13 protein-coding genes and 1 riboswitch are annotated in these 18,474 nt (G+C 69.9%); of the genes, 5 read left to right on the top strand and 8 right to left on the bottom strand.

Going from position 1 to position 18,474, the window contains the following annotated elements; genetic code table 11:
* Positions 1 to 127: 127 nt before the first annotated feature.
* The gene (gene cglD, locus FMP39_RS01670; RefSeq protein ID WP_141588281.1) at positions 128 to 3,520 is read left to right on the top strand and encodes an adventurous gliding motility lipoprotein CglD; all 3,393 of its coding nucleotides are present in this window, start codon (positions 128 to 130) and stop codon (positions 3,518 to 3,520) included.
* Positions 3,521 to 3,636: 116 nt separating this feature from the next.
* Here cglD and FMP39_RS01665 read toward each other — a convergent pair whose 3' ends face one another.
* The 8 genes from FMP39_RS01665 to thrA all read right to left on the bottom strand — a co-directional run bounded on the left by FMP39_RS01665 (position 3,637) and on the right by thrA (position 14,032).
* Complete coding sequence (locus FMP39_RS01665; RefSeq protein ID WP_141588280.1) at positions 3,637 to 5,412, bottom strand: M14 family metallopeptidase; 1,776 nt, start codon at positions 5,410 to 5,412, stop codon at positions 3,637 to 3,639.
* 31 nt (positions 5,413 to 5,443) lie between these two features.
* Entirely contained in the window at positions 5,444 to 6,379 is a 936-nt protein-coding gene (locus FMP39_RS01660; RefSeq protein ID WP_011551086.1) for an MBL fold metallo-hydrolase, read from the bottom strand.
* 98 nt (positions 6,380 to 6,477) lie between these two features.
* Entirely contained in the window at positions 6,478 to 7,311 is an 834-nt protein-coding gene (locus FMP39_RS01655) for a MetQ/NlpA family ABC transporter substrate-binding protein (protein WP_141588279.1), read from the bottom strand.
* A 39-nt stretch (positions 7,312 to 7,350) separates the two neighbouring features.
* Positions 7,351 to 8,022 (bottom strand): methionine ABC transporter permease, encoded by a 672-nt coding sequence (locus tag FMP39_RS01650; RefSeq protein WP_141588278.1) that lies wholly within the window; start codon positions 8,020 to 8,022, stop codon positions 7,351 to 7,353.
* Positions 8,015 to 9,007 carry a methionine ABC transporter ATP-binding protein gene (locus tag FMP39_RS01645; RefSeq protein WP_141588277.1) on the bottom strand — a complete coding sequence of 331 codons (993 nt, stop codon included), beginning with the start codon at positions 9,005 to 9,007 and terminating at the stop codon, positions 8,015 to 8,017. The genes FMP39_RS01650 and FMP39_RS01645 overlap by 8 nt, the downstream gene beginning before the upstream one ends.
* Positions 9,008 to 9,342: 335 nt before the next feature.
* Positions 9,343 to 10,473: a PLP-dependent aspartate aminotransferase family protein gene (locus tag FMP39_RS01640; RefSeq protein ID WP_141588276.1), complete on the bottom strand. Its 1,131-nt coding sequence runs from the start codon at positions 10,471 to 10,473 to the stop codon at positions 9,343 to 9,345.
* A complete protein-coding gene (locus FMP39_RS01635; RefSeq protein ID WP_141588275.1) occupies positions 10,412 to 11,512 on the bottom strand; it encodes an aminotransferase class I/II-fold pyridoxal phosphate-dependent enzyme in 1,101 nt (366 codons plus the stop codon). The genes FMP39_RS01640 and FMP39_RS01635 overlap by 62 nt, the downstream gene beginning before the upstream one ends.
* A gap of 24 nt (positions 11,513 to 11,536) precedes the next feature.
* Positions 11,537 to 14,032 (bottom strand): bifunctional aspartate kinase/homoserine dehydrogenase I, encoded by a 2,496-nt coding sequence (gene thrA / locus FMP39_RS01630; RefSeq protein WP_141588274.1) that lies wholly within the window; start codon positions 14,030 to 14,032, stop codon positions 11,537 to 11,539.
* Positions 14,033 to 14,332: 300 nt separating this feature from the next.
* A riboswitch (SAM-I-IV-variant riboswitch) is annotated at positions 14,333 to 14,455 on the bottom strand.
* A gap of 181 nt (positions 14,456 to 14,636) precedes the next feature.
* Between thrA and FMP39_RS01625 the strand changes: the two genes are divergently transcribed.
* From FMP39_RS01625 to FMP39_RS01610, 4 genes are all read left to right on the top strand, one after another.
* Positions 14,637 to 15,233 carry an RNA polymerase sigma factor gene (locus FMP39_RS01625; protein WP_228557553.1) on the top strand — a complete coding sequence of 199 codons (597 nt, stop codon included), beginning with the start codon at positions 14,637 to 14,639 and terminating at the stop codon, positions 15,231 to 15,233.
* A gap of 167 nt (positions 15,234 to 15,400) precedes the next feature.
* Positions 15,401 to 16,324, top strand: coding sequence for a GIY-YIG nuclease family protein (locus FMP39_RS01620; RefSeq protein WP_194858192.1), 924 nt, complete (start codon positions 15,401 to 15,403; stop codon positions 16,322 to 16,324).
* A 114-nt stretch (positions 16,325 to 16,438) separates the two neighbouring features.
* A complete protein-coding gene (locus tag FMP39_RS01615) occupies positions 16,439 to 17,296 on the top strand; it encodes an MbnP family copper-binding protein (protein ID WP_368667054.1) in 858 nt (285 codons plus the stop codon).
* Between the two features lie 12 nt (positions 17,297 to 17,308).
* On the top strand, positions 17,309 to 18,448 hold the full coding sequence (locus tag FMP39_RS01610; RefSeq protein ID WP_141588270.1) for an MbnH family di-heme enzyme: 1,140 nt from the start codon (positions 17,309 to 17,311) through the stop codon (positions 18,446 to 18,448).
* Positions 18,449 to 18,474 lie beyond the last annotated feature (26 nt).

Raw genomic sequence — 18,474 nt, 5'->3', positions numbered from 1 at the left:
ATTCAGACCCCGACTGAGAGTTGCCCCAGGGGAACAGGTACTCGGAAACTCCCGCGTTGTTCTCTATTATGGAAGTCTGCTTCGACTCACCCCCCACCTGGAGTCGGAGTCATTGGAGTCAAAGACGATGCGCAACTCCCTGATGAGGTATTTCACCTGCGCGTTGCTGGCAGCGTCGTTGCTGACTGGCTGCGGCGGTGGGAAAGACCCTGACCCCAATCCACAACCGAACACCGATGCTGGTCCCGGCGGCGACGGGGACGGCGGTACGGATGCCGGCCCGCTTGAAGAAGACGCGGGCGTGATTCCGGATCCGGACCCAGACCCGGGTTTGGTGCCCACGGATATCGATGACCCTGACAACTCGACGAAGGACTCCGACTGTGACGGCCTGACGGACGCGGAGGAGTTCGCGACCATCTATCCCGGCGGCGCGAAGACGAACCCCGGCCTGCGTGACACGGATGGCGACGGCATCCGCGACGGCGTGGAGGTGGGCCGCACCTCGAGCCCCGACCCCCGCTGCAACTTCCCCGGTGACCAGGACACGACCACGCGCACCTCGCCGGTGCTGGCGGACACGGACGGCGACGGCATCCCGGACGGCCTGGAGGACCTCAACCGCAACGGCCGGAGGGACCCGGGCGAGACGGACCCGAACGCCATCGACTCGGATGGTGACGGCCTGTCGGACGGTGCGGAGGACGCCAACCGCAACGGCGTGGTGAGCCCCGGTGAGACGGACCCGCGCAAGCGCGACACGGATGGCGACGGCCTGGATGACGGCCTGGAGTCGCGCACCGGCACCAACCCGCTCGCCCCGGATTCGGACGGCGACACCTGCAGCGACGGTGACGAGGACATCAACCGCAACGGCATCGTGGACGGCAACGAGACGGACCCGCGCGTGGCGGACTGCGCCGCGTCGATTCCGGACGCTGACTTCGACGGCATCCCGGACTCGGTGGAGGTTGCGACGGGCACGGACCCGAACAACGCCGACACGGACGGTGACGGCATCCAGGACGGTGTCGAGGACAAGAACCGCAACGGCCGCGTGGACGCTGGTGAGACGGACCCCCGCCTGGCGGACACCGACTGCGACGGTCTCCAGGACGGCCCGGGTCGCAATGGCTTCCGCGGTGAGGACACCAACGGTAACGGCCGCGTGGACCCGGGCGAGACGGACCCGACCAACCCCGACACGGACGGTGACGGCCTGCTGGACGGCCTGGAGCTGGGTGTGACGACGGCGCAGGCGCCGCGTCAGAACTGTGGCTACGTGGGCGACGCGGACCCGACCACCACCACGTCCCCGACGAACCCCGACAGCGACGGTGACGGCATCCAGGACGGCGCGGAGGACGCCAACCAGAACGGGCGCGTGGACGCGGGCGAGCTGAACCCGAACGACTCCTCCGACGGCGCGGCCACCACGCCGGCGGGCCAGGCCTGCCGCACGTCCAACCTGCGCACCGTCACCTTCAAGGAAGAGAACGGCGCGGACCTGCGGCTGGCGCTGCCCTCCACCTTCACGGACGCCAACCTGCGCACCATCCGCGATGGCAACAACGCGGTGGGCATCATCGGCTGGGACGCCACCAAGCAGGTGACGCTGATTGCGTACAAGCGCGGCCGCGTGGGCACGTCGTCCAACCCCACGAACGACGAGGCGGGCATCCGCTCCGCGTCGTTCAACTCCGCCACGCGTGACTTCCAGCAGACCTTCACCACCTGGGACGGCTACGCCGCGCTGTCGGCGCGCTACGCCCTGTCGGGTAGCGCGGACCTGAAGACGTTCACCAACACCCTGACCCGCTCGCTGGTGCCCGGAAGCACGGGAGAGCTGACGGGAACGGCCGGCATCACCGGGCCCTTCACCATGCAGGCGCAGTACGTGCACCGCTCCGACCAGAGCGTGGTGGTGGTGATGGCCATCACCCCGACGTCTCGTTACAACGAGGCGGGCAGCCTCTTCACGACGGCGGACACGGCGGGTGGCTCGGCGCTGGCGCAGTTCGGTGACGCGGACGCGGTGCAGTGCGAGAAGTTCACCGTGCGGCAGGCGGTGGTGGACTTCCTCTTCGTGGTGGACGACAGCGGCTCCATGGCCTCGTCGCAGCAGTCGCTGGCCAACGCGGCCTCGGCCGTGGCGGCCAAGCTGGCCAACGCGACGCTGGATTATCGCCTGGCGATGGTGAGCACCACCTATACCTATGGCAGTGGTTCGAACTCGGGGCTGCTGCGTGGCTTCACGCAGAACATCAACCAGTTCCGGGCGTGGCTGACGCAGAACAGCACCTGCGGCAACAACGGCCAGTGCACCACCGTCACCATCCCCACGGGGACCCAGCCCACCACCTGCTCGTCCAACTCGCAGTGCTGGGTGGGGCAGAGCGGAAACGGTACGGAGCGTCCGCTGGATGCGGCTCGCGCCGTCATCAACCTGCTGGGCTCATCCGGTGGCACGGCGGAGACGCGCTTCCGCACGGGCGCCAAGGTCGTGGTCGTCATCCTGACGGACACGCGGGACCAGTCCACCGACAGCATCGACACCTACGCCCAGTACTTCCTGGGCACGGGCAACACCTCGGGGACGAACCGCAACCCGCTGAACCAGCCCATCGACGTGCACGGCATCCTCTGCCCGCACGAGAATGCCACCAACGACACCAGCACCTGGTGCCAGACCCAGGAAGACCCCCGGAACCCGCGGCACCTGGACATCATCCAGGCCACCGGCGGCGTGTACGGCAGCATCCGGGACTCGAACGCCATCACCACCACCATCAACGCCATCATCGATAGCGTCATCGCGTCGGTGGGTTACCGGACGCAGAAGCCGCCCATCGGCGCCTCGCTGAAGGTGGCCATGGACGCGGTGGCGAACGCGTCGCAGTGCCCCACGCCGGGAGACCTGCCGCGCAGCCGCACGCACGGCTTCGACGTGGACGGCATCAGCCGCGCTGTGTCCTTCTACGGCGGGTGCCGCCCGCAGAACGCGGGGACCACCCAGGCGGCGCTGTCCTACCGCTACTGGACGGACCGCACGACGAACCCGAACGGCATCCCCGCGCCGTGCGCGGCGGACCCGTACCACGACCCGAACGACCCGGACTTCTGCGAAGGCAAGCTGACGTGCAACCGCACCACGGACCAGTGCGAGTGCCCGGCGGACTGCGGCGGCGGCGGTGACCCGGGCCAGGTGTGCAACACGGACCCCGCGGTGTGCGCCTTCACCTGCGCGCCGGACTGCGGCGGCACGTGCGGCACCTACGAGACGTGCAACACGGACACCTGCTCGTGCACGTGTGCCCAGACGGCCACCTGCGCGCCGGGCTTCACGTTCAGCCAGGACGCGTGCGGCTGCGTGTGTGACACGGCCGCGCTGAACTGCGGTGACCGGTACCAGGCGGACCCCAACACGTGCGCCTGTGCCTGTAAGTCGGACTGCGGCGGCTGCGGTCCGAACGCGGTCTGCAACCAGAGCTACTGCGCCTGCGAAGGCATCATCGGCTGATGATGCGGAAGCGCTCCGGCCTTCGTTGAAGAAGGAGGCCGGAGTCAGCAGGGCTGAATGAAAAACGCCCCGGGGCCTGCTGGCTCCGGGGCGTCTTCATTTCATGGCCAGGCTTCCTACGGCTTCGCGGGCTTCACCGCCGCCAGCCCCTGGGGCGCGGCCTGGATGCGCAGCACGGGGTAGACGCGGAGCTGGACGTCGCGGGCCGGGTGGCGCTCATAGAAGAAGCGCAGGCGGGCGCGCGCGTCCTTGGCGAAGGCCGGGTCCTTCAACTTCGCTTCCCACTCCGCCTTCACCGAAGCGTCCTTCGCGAGCAGCTCCCGCGCGAAGGGCTCCAGCACGTAGTCCTCCACGTACTCCTTCTGCTCGAAGTGGGCGTTGAAGAAGCCCCAGGACAGCAGCGAGTCCGGCCCCGTGGGCTCAAACAGGTGCGCCACCAGCTCCACGCCCTCCTGCGCCACCGGCACGTACAGCGTGCCCGCGGGGAGCGCCTGTGACTGCGGCTCCCACGCGCCCTTCACGTTGAGCGTCTGCCGGTTCTCCACGGACTGGCTGCTCCACTTCGCCTCGGTGGCGCGGAAGCTTTCCACCGCCGCGCTGGCCACGGGCTTGGAGAGGCGCTGCGAGCGCAGGCCGTGCGCGGCCAGCTTCGTTTCCACCCAGGCGGCGTGCGCGGGCGGAACCAGGTAGCCCCCCGCGGGCAGCGAGGCGGTGAGCGCGGGCTGAATCTCCTCGAAGTAGGGCACCTTCCAGACCTGGGGCTTCGTGTCGTCGTAGCGAATCCACGTCTGGCCGGACACGTCGGAGGCGCCCCGCTCATAGGCGTAGCCCCGGAAGTCGATGGTCCGCTTCTGCTCCGTGTTCTTCCACGCGAGCACCACCTCGCGCGTCTTGCCGGCCGCGTCCGCCGCGTCCGCTGCCTTCACCGCCGCGCGCAGGGCGGCGCCGTCACGAGCCACCAGCCGCAGCAGGCTGGCCACGACATTCCGCGTGGCCCTCACGCGCTCCGCATAGGGCTTCCACGAGTGCGTCTCCACCAGCACACCGAATCGGCGGTGCGCGGCCCAGTAGGCATGGCTGAAGCGCGGCGGCGGCACACCGTAGGCGAAGCCGGAGCTGGGGTCATCGTCCTCGATGAAGGACGGGTAGAAGGGCACGGGCAGGTGCCGCTGGGACTCCAGCTCGGTGAAGAGCTCCTCGCGCAGCTTCACGCCCAGCTCGCGCAGCGCGGCCGGTCCGGACTTCTGCGGCTCGATGCTCACGGACACGTCATGTTCGAACTTGGCGCCGTTGGTGGCGTGCAGGTCGGCGTAGACGAGCGGGTCCCACGCGTGGAGGTACTTCAGCAGGGCCACCATCTCCGGGGCCTCCGCCTTGGCGTAGTCGCGGTTGAGGTTGAGGTTCTGCGCGGTGGCGCGCCAACCCATCTCCTCGGGGCCGTTCTGGTTGGGGCGGTGGTTGGGGCCGAAGCGCTCATGGCCGTCCACGTTGAAGACGGGGACGAAGACGGCGGTGACGCGCTTGAGGACGCCGGGCTGCTCCTTCCCGGCGAGCAGGTCGCGCAGCAGCCAGAAGCCAGCGTCCTTGCCGTCAATCTCACCGGAGTGGATGCCGCCCTGGAAGAAGACGACGGGGCGCTGCTTGCGCGCCGCGGCGGCGGGCGTGAGGGTGCCATCCGCGCTGGCGACGAGCGCGAGCAGCGGCCGGCCTTCCGGCGTGGTGCCAATCGTGTCGCAGCGGACCTTGCCGGGGAACGCCTTGGGGAAGGCGCGGCAGAGGGACTCCACTTCCGGGTAGCGGCCCGTGCGCGTCCAGCCGCTCTGTTCGGAGACGGTGGTGAGGGACGACGGTGCCTGATGCAGCGTCATGGCGAGGAGGGTGGGCAGGAGCATGCCCTTCCCACAACATAGCCCCTGGTGGGTTTCAACCGTGGCGCACGGTGAGTGTTCCACCTACCGGCAGCACTTCGACGCGCTCACGCGCCAGTCCTCGCCGGGTCCACTCCGCGTCCAGGCGGCGGGGCGGTTCGTCGAGCGGCTCGTCGGTGAGCTTGAAGGTGCCCCAGTGCATGGCCAGGAAGCGCGCGGCGCCCAGGTCCTCGAAGGCCTGCACGGCTTCCTCGGGGTTCATGTGCTGACGGCGCATGAACCAGGCCGGGTCATACGCGCCAATGGGCAGCATCGCGGCGTCGATGCCCGGGTAGCGCAGGCCAATCTCCTTGAAGCCCTCGAAGTAGGCGGTGTCGCCGGAGTGGAAGACGCGGGCGCTGGAGCCTTCGATGACGAAGCCGCCCCACAGCATCTCGTTGACGTCGTTGAGGCCGCGGCGGCTCCAGTGCTGCGAGGGGACGAAGTGCACCGTGACAGCGCCCACCTGCGTGGAGCGCCACCAGTCCAGCTCCGTGACGCCCAGGCCCGAGCCCCGGAACACCGGCGCATGGCCCAGGCCGGTGACGATGGGCGCGCCCACCTTCTCCAGCGTGGGCAGGTCCAGGTGGTCGTAGTGGTTGTGGGAGACGAGGCTGGCGGTGATGGGCGGCAGCTTCTCCAGGGGGACGCCGGGCGGGACGTTGCGCCGGATGACGCCGCTGATGGCGTCGCGCAGCACCGGGTCGATGAGCAGCGACAGTCCATCCAACTGCACGAGCCAGCTCGCATGTCCCAGCCACGTCAGCCGCGCGCCTTCTCCCGTCGCGGGCGGCGTGGCGAGCAGCGCGAGGTCGGGCTCCACGCGGGGGACCTCGGCGCGGGCCGGGGCCTTGCGGCGGCGGCCGGCGAGCTTGTCGGCCACGGCCCACTTGAAGATGCTGCTGAACGGCTGCGGTCCGCTGCCATCGAGGTTCTTGAACCGCAAGGCCATGTGCTCGCTCCCTCGTCTGGCGGGGCTGGGAGGGCCCCGCGCGCGTGCCCCTGTCATGCTCGGACCGGGCACGGCGCGCAAGGAAGACGTGGCATCCGTCAGAAGGCGGGCACCACCGCGCCGCCGGAGGTGGACTCGATGTAGCGGCGCACGTCGTCGGACTGGAGCGCCTTCACCAGCGTGCGCACCTCGGGGCGCTGCTCGTCACCCTGACGCACGGCGAGCACGTTGGCGTAGGGGTTCTCCCGCGCCGCCTCGCGGGCCAGCACCTTCGCGTCCAGCTTCAGGTGCTTCTGGGCCTCCAGGAAGTAGTTGCCGTTGATGACGGCGGCGGCCACGTCCTCCAGCGTGCGGGGCTGCTGCTCCGCATCAATCTCCCGCAGGTCGAGCTTGCGCGGGTTGCCCACCACGTCCCGCACCGTCGCCGTGGCGCCCGCGTCCTCGCGCAGGCGCAGCAGGCCCTGGGCTTCGAGCAGGCGCAGCGCCCGCGCCAGGTTGCTGGGGTCTGCGGGCAACGTCACCTGCGCGCCCTCCGGCAGCTCCGCGAGCTGACGGAACTTCGTGGAGTAGAGTGCCAGGGGCTCCAGGTGCACCGGGCCGGCGCTCGTCAACGTGAGCTTCCTGTCTCCAGCGAAGCGCTCCAGGTAGGGCACGTGCTGGAAGTAGTTGGCGTCGAGCTGTTTGTCCGACAGCGCGATGTTCGGCTGGACGTAGTCGGTGAACTCCACCACGTCCACGCGCACGCCCTCGCGCAGGGCCACGGCGGCGGCGGCGCGGAGAATCTCTCCGTGGGGCACCGGGTTGACGCCGACCTTCAACGTGCGGATGCCGGAGGACTCGCCCGAGGACGCCTCCTGCTTCTGGCAGGCCGTGAGCAGCAGCGTCACGGAGAGCAGCAGCGGGGTGAGCAGGGAACGAGAGGGGGACTTCATGTCGGAAGACTCCAGTGACAACGGGGAGGAGAGGGCGCGTCAGCGCGACGAGCGCGCGCCGGTGTGGTCGAAGCGGGAGGCCAGCGCGTCACCCAGCCATTGGACGAGCTGCACCAGCACCAGCAACACGACCAGGCAGCCCAACATGACGTCGGTGCGGAAGCGCATGTAGCCGTACTTCACCGCGAGGTCGCCCAGGCCGCCGCCGCCCACCGCGCCCGCCATGGCGCTGTAACCCAGCAGGCTGATGATGACGAGCGCGGTGCCGCGCACGAGCGACGGCAGCGCCTCCGGAATGAGGACGTGGAAGACGATGCGGCGGTGGGTAGAGCCCATGGCGATGGCGGCCTCCACCAGCCCGGCGTCCACTTCGCGGAGGCTCTGCTCGACGACGCGGCCCATGAAGGGAATGGCTGCCACGACCAGGGGAACGATGGCGGCGGTGGTGCCGATGGTGGTGCCCACCAGCAGGCGGGTGAGCGGGACGATGGCCACCATGAGGATGATGAACGGCACGGAGCGGCCCACGTTGACGAGCGTACCAAGCACCCGGTTCAGCGCCGGACGTTCCCACAGGCCACCCCGGTCCGTGACGACCAGCAGCACGCCCAAGGGCAGTCCCGCGAGGAGGACGAGCGCCGCGGCCACGGACGTCATGTAGAGCGTCTCACCGGTGGCCACGCCCAGCAGGCGCGGAAGCTGGCTATCCATGTGCGGCCTCCTCGAGCGTCAGTCCCTGCTCGCGCAGGTAGGCGAGTGCCTGGCTCACGGCATCGGCGGAACCCTGGAGGTCGACGAGGAGCCTCCCCACGCGGGTGTTGCCCACGCGCTCCATGGCGCCTTCCACCAGCAGGGCGTCCACGTCGAACTGGCGCGCCAGGGTGCCCAGGAGGGGCCGCCGGGCGTGCTCGCCCGCGAGCGTCAGCGCCACGCGGCGGCCCGAGGGCGTGTCCGTCGGCGGTGCGAAGGCGGGAAAGCACAGTTGATGCAGCCGGGTGCTGGGATGGGCGAGCAGCTCCGTCACCTTGCCCTGCTCCACGAGCCGCCCCCGCTCCAGCACCGACGCCGAGTCGCAGATGGCCTTCACCACGTCCATCTGGTGGGTGATGAGGAGCAGCGTCACGCCGAGCTTCTGGTTGATGTCACGCAGCAGCCCCAGCACCGAGCGCGTCGTCTCCGGGTCCAGCGCGGAGGTGGCCTCGTCGGAAAGCAGGACGCGAGGCCGGGGCGCCAGCGCCCGCGCGATGCCCACCCGCTGCTTCTGTCCGCCGGAGAGCTGCGAAGGGTAGGCCTGCGCCTTGTCGGACAGTCCCACGAGCGACAGCAGCTCCTCCACGCGCTCGCGGATGGCCCCGCGTGGGGCGCCCGCCACTTCCAGCGGGTACGCGACATTCGCCGCCACCGTCTTCGAGCCGAAGAGGTTGAAGTGCTGGAAGATCATCCCGATGCCCTGGCGAGCCTTGCGCAGTGCCTCCGGACTGAGGGCCAGCAAGTCCTGTCCGTCGACGGAGACGGAGCCCTCGGTAGGGCGTTCCAGGAGGTTGGCGCAGCGGATGAGCGTGGATTTGCCGGCGCCGCTCTGTCCCAGCACGCCGTGGATTTCACCGGCCTCCACCCGGAGCGACACGTTCCTCAGCGCCGCGACCTCCCGCCCGCCCGCCGTGTAGACCTTGCTGACTCCGCGAAACGCAATCACGGCGTGGCGCTCCGGCTGGGCGTGGCTCGCGCGGGCCCAGGGGGCCGCTGCTCATTCGTGTCCGGGGTGCCGCGCATGGACTGCTCCTGGGGACTGCGAAGGTGGGACGGGGGCTCGCACGAGGTGCGCGAAGGACGGCCCGTGCCTGGACGAAGCAGGCAACGGGCCGGGATGAACGTCGGTTCGTTTCGTGAGGGAGGCTCAGCGCGCGCGAACGGACGGACCCGTGGGGGCATGACAACACATGCCTCCGCGACAGAATCCGAACATGGCGCAACCAGCGAGCATCGGCACAGACAGGTAATGGAGCCGACGCGCCATGTCAACCTGACGGCCTATGCCGCCGCGCGGTCTGCCTGCGTGAATGCCCGCACGAAGTCCTCTTGCAGGTCCTCCAGGTCCTCCAGTCCCACCGAGAAGCGGATGAGTCCGTCAGTGATGCCTCGGCGCTCCCGCTCGGCGATGGGGACGGAGGCGTGGGAGTGCCGCGCAGGGACGGTGACGATGCTCTCCACCGCGCCCAGCGAAACGCCCAGCAGGGGAAGCTGGAGCGATTCCACGAAGGGCGCCGCCAGCGTGTCCTGGGCCAGCCGGAACGACACCACCGCGCCCGTGCCGGGATAGAAGACCCGCCGCACCTCCGGCCGCTCGGTGAGCCACTTCGCCAGGGCTCCCGCCGTGCGCACCTGTCGCTCCAGGCGGACCTGCAGCGTCTTGATGCCCCGCTGGAGGAGGAAGCAGTCCTGGGGGCCCAGCACCGCGCCCACCGCGTTCTGGAGGAAGCCGAGCTCCTGCGCGAGCGCGGGCGTCTTCACCACCACCGCCCCGGCGACGACGTCACTGTGGCCGCCGAGGTACTTGGTGGCGGAGTGGATGACGATGTCCGCGCCCTCGGTCAGCGGACGCGAGAGGGCCGGGGACAGGAACGTGTTGTCCACGATGAGCAGCGCCCCATGCGCCTGGGCCACCCGCGCCATCGCGGGGATGTCGGTGCGCTTGAGGAAGGGATTGCTCACGCTCTCCACCAGCAGCGCCCGCGTGTTGGGGCGGAGGGCTGCGCGCACGGCGTCCGGGTCGCTGGTGTCCACGAAGGTGGCTTGCAGGCCGAAGCGGCTGAAGACGCGTGTGAGCACCCGGTAGGTGCCGCCGTAACAGTCATCCGTCACGACGACGTGGTCCCCCGCGCTGAAGAGCATCAGCACGCTGGACACGGCGGCCATGCCAGAGCCGAAGGCAAAGGCCGCGTGGCCTTCGTCCAGCGCAGCGAGCACGCCCTCCAGGGCCTTGCGCGTGGGATTGCCGGAGCGCGCGTAGTCGAACTCGCCGGGCGTCTCCAGGCCCGGCTGGTCGAACATGGACACCTGGTAGATGGGGACAGCGGCGGCGCCCGTGACGGGGTCCTGCTCATGCCCCGTGTGCAGCAGACGGGTCGCGAAGCGCGTGGGCCAGGTCGGCGATGATGTCATGGGAGTCCTCGATTCCTACGGAGAGCCGGAGCAGCCGGTCGGAGATGCCCAGCGCCTCCCGGCGCTCGGCGGGGATGTCAGCGTGGGTCTGCGTGGTGGGGTAGGTGATGAGCGTCTCCACGCCGCCGAGCGACTCGGCGAAGAGACACAACTGCACGGACGCGAGCACCTGGGGCACCAGGGCCACATGGGCGACGGTGAAGGACAGCATCCCGCCCACGCCGGGATAGAAGACGCGCTCCACGCCCGGGTGGGCGCGCAGCCACGCGGCCACTTCCCGCGCGTTGGCCTGGTGCCGCTCCATGCGCAGGGCCAGCGTCTTCAGGCCGCGAATCACGAGGTACGCGTCCTGCGGACCGAGAATCGCGCCGATGCCGTTCTGGAGGTACGCGAGTCGCTCGCCCAACGCGGCGTCCTTGACGACCAGCGCGCCCGCGACGACGTCGTTGTGTCCGGCCAGGTACTTCGTCGCGCTGTGCACGACGATGTCCGCGCCCAGCTCCAGCGGGCGCTGGAGCCACGGCGTGAGGAAGGTGTTGTCGACGATGAGCAGCACCCCGGCCTTGCGGGCAATGGCCGCCAGTTCGGAGAGGTCGGCGGTGCGCATCATGGGGTTGGTGGGCGTCTCCACGACGATGGCGCGGGTGTTGGGGCGCAGCGCGTCCCGCACGGCGCTGGGGCGCGAGGTGTCCACGAAGGTGCAGGGGACGTGGAGGATGCGGTCCACCAGCCGGTAGGTGCCGCCGTAGAGGTCCTCGGTGAGGAGGACGTGGTCCTCCGGGCCGAAGAGCTGGAGGGCACAGTGCAGCGCCGCCATGCCGGAGCTGAAGGCCAGGCCCCGGCTGCCACCCTCCAGTTGCGCCAGCGCATCTTCCAGCGCGGAGCGGGTGGGGTTTCGCGTGCGCGAGTAGTCGTAGCCGGTGGACTGCCCGAGCGCGGGGTGCTGGAAGGTGGCGGATTGGTAGATGGGGACGGCGACCGCGCCGGTGGAGGGGTCGCGGCGCACGCCGGCGTGGACGAGAGCGGTGGCGAGTTTCATGAGAGGACCCTTTCGGTGGCGCGCTCAGCGACCGCGCAGCGTCTGGGAGATGCGGAGGATGTCCGCCAGCACGCCGGACGCGGTGACGGCGCCGCCCGCGCCCGCGCCCCGGACGGTGAGCGGGAAGTCGCTGTGGCGGGTGGTGGTGAAGGAGACGAAGGACTCGGAGCCGCGGAGGTCCGCCGCGGGGTGGCCCGCTTCGACGCCGACGGGGCCCACGCGGATGACGGGACTGCCCGTGCCCGCCTTCGATGGGTCGATGCGTGCCAGGTAGCGCAGCACGGTGCCGGCGTGGCGGCAGCGGGCCACACGCTCCGCGTAGGCCGCGTCCTGCGTGGCGAGCACCTGGAAGAACGAGTCCACGCTGGCGCACTCGTCTGTGGCGACGAAGGGCTCCAGCGCCACGTCCGACAGGGAGAGCGGCAGGCCCAGCTCCCGAGCGAGGATGAGCGCCTTGCGCGCAACGTCCGTGCCGCTCAAGTCCTCGCGAGGGTCCGGCTCCGTGAAGCCGCGCTCCCGAGCGGTGCGGACGGCCCGGGACAGGGGCACGCCAGCCGTCAGTTCGTTGCAGATGAAGCCCAGGCTGCCGGACAGGGACGCGGTGATGAGGCGAACGGTGTCACCGGTGCGCACCAGGTTCGCCAGCGTGTCGATGACGGGCAGGCTGGACGCCACCGTCGTCTCGTAGTGGTACGCGACGTGGTTGCGGCGCGCCGTGTCCACCAGCGCTTCGCGGGCCTCCCACGGCAGCGCCAGCGGCTTCTTGTTGGCCGCCACCACGTGGATGCCGCGCTGGAAGGCCTCCGTGTAGAGCGCCTCCAGCCCGCCCGCGGCGGTGCAGTCGACCAGGATGGGGACGGGCAGCCGCCGGAGCGCGTCCAACAAGGGGACCAGGGTGCGCGCCTGGGGCGCCTCGGGCGTCACGCCTTCGAGCCGCGCCTCCACGCCGTCGAGCGTGAGCCCCGCCGCGTCGAAGAGCGCGCGCTTGCTGTCCGCCAGTCCCACGACGCGCAGCGCGATGCCGTGCCTGTCCCGGAGCAGCGCCTGCTGGGCGCGCAGCTGGGCCAGCAGTTGTCCGCCCACCGTGCCTCGGCCGAGGACGAAGAGGCTCACCTGCTGGTGGGCCAGGTTGAAGGCCGCGTGCGTGGTGCGCGCGGCGACGGCGGTGTCCGCCGCGTCGACGACACACGAAAGGGAGCGGGAGCTGGCACCCTGGGCGCTGGCGCGCACGTTGACGCCCACCGCGCCCAGCGCGCTGAAGAAGCGCCCGGCCACGTTGACGCCGTGACCCATGGTCTCCGCCACCAGCGTCAGCAGCGTCACCGGCTGGCGGACCTCCAGCGGTTCCACTTCGCGGCGTGACAGCTCCTGCGCCAGCTCGGTGGCGAGCACGGACCGCGCGTGCTCCGCGTCGGGGCGAGGCACGACGACGGCCAGTGACTGGCCATTGGCGGACTGCGCGGTCATCCACACCGTGACGCGCGCTTCTCGCAGCGCGGCCAGCACGCGCTCTCCCAGTTGGAACTGGTCGGACAGCTTGCGCACCTCGATGCCGAGCAGCGCCAGGTCCTCGCGCGTCGCGATGCAGGCGGGACGCTGGCCGTCGCGCGAACCGATGGCGTCGATGAGCGTGCCCGGGTGCTCCGGCTCCATGGTGTTGCGGATGCGCAGGGAGATTCCGGACTCGATGAGCGGAATCATCGTGCGCGGGTGCAGCATGCGGGCGCCCACCGCCGCCAGCTCCAGGCCCTCGCCATGGGTGAGGTGCGCCACGGGGTAGGCATCCGTGACCAGCTCCGGGTCGGCGGTGTGCAGGCCGAGCACGTCCGTCCACACCGTGACTTCCGACGCGCCCAGGCCCTGGGCCACCAGCGCCGCGGTGTAGTCGGAGCCGTTGCGGCCCAGCGTGGTGGTGCGTCCATCCGGCGTGGCGGCGATGAAGCCGGGGAGCACGGGCACCTCAGCGCCCCACGTCTCTCGGGCGGCTTGGAGTCGCTCCCGCGTCCGAACCAGGTCCACCCGCGCCGCGCCGAAGCGGTCATCCGTCACCAGGAGCTGCCGCGCGTCACGGAAGGTGGCGGACGTGCGATGGGCCGTGAGCAGCTCCGCCAGCAGCGTGGCGGACACCAGCTCACCGAACGACAGCACCCGGTCTCTCGTGGGGGCGGAGCACTCTCGCGTGAGTGAGACGCCATGGAGCAACTGGCGCAGCGGCGCGACGAGCCCGTCGACACGCTCGGCCAGCGCGGTGGCTTGTCCGGGCGCCAGCGCCGCGGCGTTGGCCTTCGCGAGGTCGGCGATGCGCGTGGCCACCGCGAGCGCGCCTTCCAGGTCACCCTCGGTGGCGAGGCGGGCCGCGTCCAGCAGCCAGTCCGTGGTGTCGCCCATCGCGGAGACGACCACTGCCAGCGGGCCTTGCCGCGCGTGCTTGCCAATCAGCTCCACCACCTGGCGGAGCCGCGTGGGCGAGCCCACGGACGTGCCACCGAACTTCATCACCTGCAGGGACGTGCTGCTCATCGAAGAACCTCGAGGGGGCCGGCGGGCCCTGATTCGAAAGGGAAGGGCAGACGCGGCGCCCTGTGCCGGACACACGCCGGCCAGACGCGGCGCGCGAGCGCCCACGGAGGGAAGAATGAAGGGGTTGGAGTGGGAGCCCTGGCGGACTAGTGCGTGCCGCCGGGCCAGCGCATTCGATGCATGGCGCGCGCGCGGCAAAGCACGGACAACACAGGCGCGGCGGTCAACGGTGCGGGTGCGGAGCAGGTGGATGGAACCACGGAGGTCCTCTCTCACCGAAGCGGGAGGGAGCCCTCCGGCTTCGGACGCTTGGATTGCTCGGGGAGCCCCTGCTCCTCGAACCGCATCGTTTGGACACCTTGGAGGTCCGACTCCAGGTTGTCGGGCCACCGCGCGAGGCGGCGGCCGCTCTTGATGCTGCGCACGAAATAAGCGTGGACCCGGGTGTCTGTCAATGCCTCGTGTGGTTTCGCTTCCGTCACGGCAGCTTCCATTCACGTCAGGGTTTGGCGGGAATGCCCGGTGCCCGGGGCGGGTGCCGGCGCCAAGGCGTTGAAAACATGGGGCCGGAATGTGCAGATGACGGGTGGGAAAGGAGCGCGGCGTGACGGAGACCGGACAGCTGGGTGACGAGGTGGTGCGTACGCTGGTGGACAACCACCGCCAGTTCCTCGCCTTCCTGGAGCGGCGCGTGGGCAGCCGCGCCATCGCGGAGGAAATCCTCCAGGCCGCGTTCGTGAGGACGCTGGAGAAGGGCGGCGCGCTGAAGGAGGGCGAGGGCGCGGTGGCGTGGTTCTACCGGCTGCTGCGCAACGCGCTGGTGGACCACTACCGGCGCCAGGCGGCGGAGGGACGCGCGCTGGAGCGCGAGGCGCAGGAGGCGGAGGGGGCCATGGTGGACACGGAGCTGAAGCAAGCCGTCTGCGCGTGCGTGGGTGAGCTGGTGCCCACGCTCAAGCCGGAGTACGCCGACATCCTGCGGAAGGTGGACCTGGCGGAGCGCGGTGTCCCGGACGTGGCGCGCGAGGCGGGCATCACCGCGAACAACGCGGGCGTGCGGCTCCACCGGGCCCGCCAGGCGTTGAAGAAGCAACTGGAGCGAAGCTGCGGCAGCTGCGCCGCGCACGGATGCCTGGACTGCTCTTGCAAGCCATCCCACCGGGCAGGCGAGGCCTTGGCGTCTGGCCCGACGGACGTCTGAAAGCGCTTGCACCGGGACGGTCCGCTTCGTTAACTCCCACCCAGGTGCCGAGGGGCGCCTGCCCGAAAAGACGACGTCACCCTCGCTTCTCTCCGCCGTTCGACAGTTCCAGATGAGTTCCTTCCACGGCCCACGAACGGGTGAGGGCCGACGCCAAGGGACTTTTCATGCGAACCGTCGTCACCCTCCACGAATGCAAGGTCCGTGCGTCGCTCCTGCTCAAGGAGCTGGCGTCGGCGGATGCGTCGCGCGCGGCCCGGGCCGCGGAGCGGCTGCGCGTCCTGCCCGGCTTCGCGGGACTGCCCTTGGGTGAGGTGCTCGCGCGCAAGGAGACGGTGCAGCGCAAGCATGCGCTGACCGTCGTCGCGCGTGAGCAGGGGCACGCCACCTGGGGTGAGCTGAAGCAGGTGCGTGAGCTCGACTTCGAGCACCTGCTCGCCCCCGTGGGCGGCTCTCACCTCAACCGCTGGTTCTCCTCCTATGCGGAGGCCGCTGACTCCCTGCGGACGCAGGGCGGCTTCCTCTTTCCGTTCCGCGAGCAGTTCTTCGTCTGCGAGGCCAGCCTCGTCGAGGCGCTCGGCGTCGACCCCGCGGACGCGGACTGGTCGCTCATGGGCCGCGACTGGATGGCGCCGAAGGATGGGGCCGCGCAGGCCCGGCTCGCCCAGCGGTTCGCCCGGCATTCGCCTTCCCACGCTTCAACTTCCCCAGACACGAGGTCTCCCATGTCCGCTGGCTCCCGCCGCTCCGAACTGAAACGTGCCTACCGGGAAGCACCGCCTCCCATGGGCGTGTACGCCGTGCGCTGCCTCGCCAATGGCAAGGTGTTGGTGGGCGCGAGCGCCAACGTCCAGGGCATGCTCAATCGCATCCGCTTCGAGCTGTCCACGGGCATGGACCGCCTGCCCACGCTGCTGGAGGACTGGAAGCGCTACGGGGCGGAGCAGTTCACCTTCGAGGTGCTCGACGTGCTGAAGCGTTCCGACGAGCCCGTGGTGGCGCCGGAGGAGGAACTGAAGGTGCTGGAAGCGCTCTGGTTGGACCGGCTCAAGCCTTACGGCGACGCGGGCTACAACGTGCAAGCCGGCTGAGGTTGGCCGCCTGTTTCCTTCCGTGGGGCAAGTACAGCGGCCTGTGGCAACTTGCCACGTTCTCCCCCCGTCGGGATTGCGTTACGCGGAGACTCCATTCCAAGGGAGTCCGCCATGGTGTCCGCTCATCGTCGTGCCGTCCGTCTGTTTCCCTTCGCGCTGCTGGGCGTCCTGGGCTGTGGCGATGGCATGGAAGTCGCCATCCCCTTCGAGGCCCGGGTGGGCAGCGAGCCCTTCGCATGTGGCCGCAGCTACACCGGGGTGGGGACGACGGGGACGACGTATGAGCCCATGGACCTGCGCGTGTACCTGCACGACGTCCGGCTCGTCACGGCCGAGGGCACTGAGGTGCCACTGAAGCTCGAGCAGGACGGGCGGTGGCAGACACAAGGCACGGCGCTGCTCGACTTCGCGGACAAGACGGGCCTGTGCACCAACGGCACGGAGGCGACGAACCTGCGCATCACCGGCACGGCGCCCGAGGGTGTCTACACCGGCCTGCGCTTCAAGCTGGGCGTGCCGGAGACGCAGAACCACCTCGACGTGTCCACGGCGCCCTCGCCGCTGAACGACACGAGCCTCTACTGGAGTTGGCGCTCGGGCTATCTCTTCACGCGCATCGAGGGCCGGACGACGGGACTTCCCGAAGGGCACGTCATGCACCTGGGGAGCACGGACTGTGCACCGCCGCCGGAGGGCCGGACGAACGGCACCGCGGGATGTACGTTCGGCAACCGTCCGGAGGTGGCCCTGGACTCGTTCGACCTGGCGTCTGGCAAGGTGGTGCTGGATTTGGGGGCGCTCTTCTCAGGCTCGAACCTGGACGAGAACGCGGAGGTACCCAACACCTCCGTGGGGTGTATGTCGCAGCAGGCGGACCCGGACTGTGCGCCCATGTTCGGCCGGATGGGGCTGACGCACCGGAGCCAGGAGATGGCACCGGGGCCTCAGTCATTCATCAAGGCGGAGTAGGAGGGGGACGTCATGGTGTGGCGTGTGGGAAGACGAGCAGGGGTGCTGGTGGTGCTGGCCTGGCTGAGCGCGGGCTGTGGTGGCAAGGACAGCGAGGCGGAGCGCTACGTGTGGAAGCTGCCCACGGGGTTTCCCACGCCGCGAGTGCCCGAGGACAATCCGATGACGGAGGAGAAGGTGCAGCTGGGCCGGAGGCTCTTCTTCGACGTGCGCCTGTCACGGAATGAGACACAGTCCTGCGCGTCCTGCCATGACCCGGCGCGAGCCTTCACCGAGCCTCTGGTGACGTCGCAGGGCAGCACGGGCGAGACGCACCGCCGCAACTCCCAGGGGCTGGCCAACGTCGCCTATGCCACGAGTCTCACCTGGGCGAATCCCTCGATCACGACGCTGGAGGCGCAGGCGTTGGCGCCCTTGTTCGGCAAGGAGCCGGTGGAGTTGGGCTTCGGCGACAGGGAAGAGGAGTTGCTCGGCCGGCTGCGCGCGGTCCCGGGGCTGGAGGCCGAGTTCCAGCGCGCGTTTCCGGAGGCCGCGGAGCCCGTGTCCGTGGCCACGCTGACGCGGGCGCTGGCGTCGTTCCAGCGCACCCTCATCTCCGGTAACTCGGCGTATGACCGCTATGTGTATGGCAATGAAGTGGAGGCCATGACGCGGCAGCAGAAGCGGGGCATGGAGTTGTTCTTCTCGGAGCGGCTGGAGTGTGACCACTGCCACTCCGGCTTCAACTTCCAGGACGCCACGGTGCACGAGGCGACGGTCGAGCCCATCCTGCCCTTCCACAACACGGGCCTCTACAACGAGGACGGCCAGGGCGCGTACCCTGCCGAGGATCCGGGCCTCATCGAGCTGACGGGCCGTCCCGAGGACATGGGCCGCTTCCGCGCGCCGTCCCTGCGCAACGTGGCCGTTACCGGGCCGTACATGCATGACGGCAGTCTGGCCACGCTGTCGGACGTGCTGGACCACTACGCAGCGGGAGGACACGCGCGGCGGGTGCGCGGCGGCGAGGCCAGTCCGCTGCAGAGTGGCTTCGTGCGAGGCTTCACGCTGACCGAGCAGGAGAAGGAAGACGTCTTGGCATTCCTCGAGTCGCTCACCGACACGGAGTTCCTGACGGACCCGCGCTTCTCGGACCCGTCCACCGTGCCGTGAGGACCGCTGTCCTCACGGCGGGGGGC

The organism is Myxococcus sp. AB056, assembly GCF_006547365.1.
In the GTDB taxonomy this organism is placed as follows: Bacteria; Myxococcota; Myxococcia; order Myxococcales; family Myxococcaceae; genus Myxococcus; species Myxococcus virescens.
Note: the sequence above shows the minus strand (reverse complement) of the source record. Positions and strands in the feature narration are given on the sequence as shown.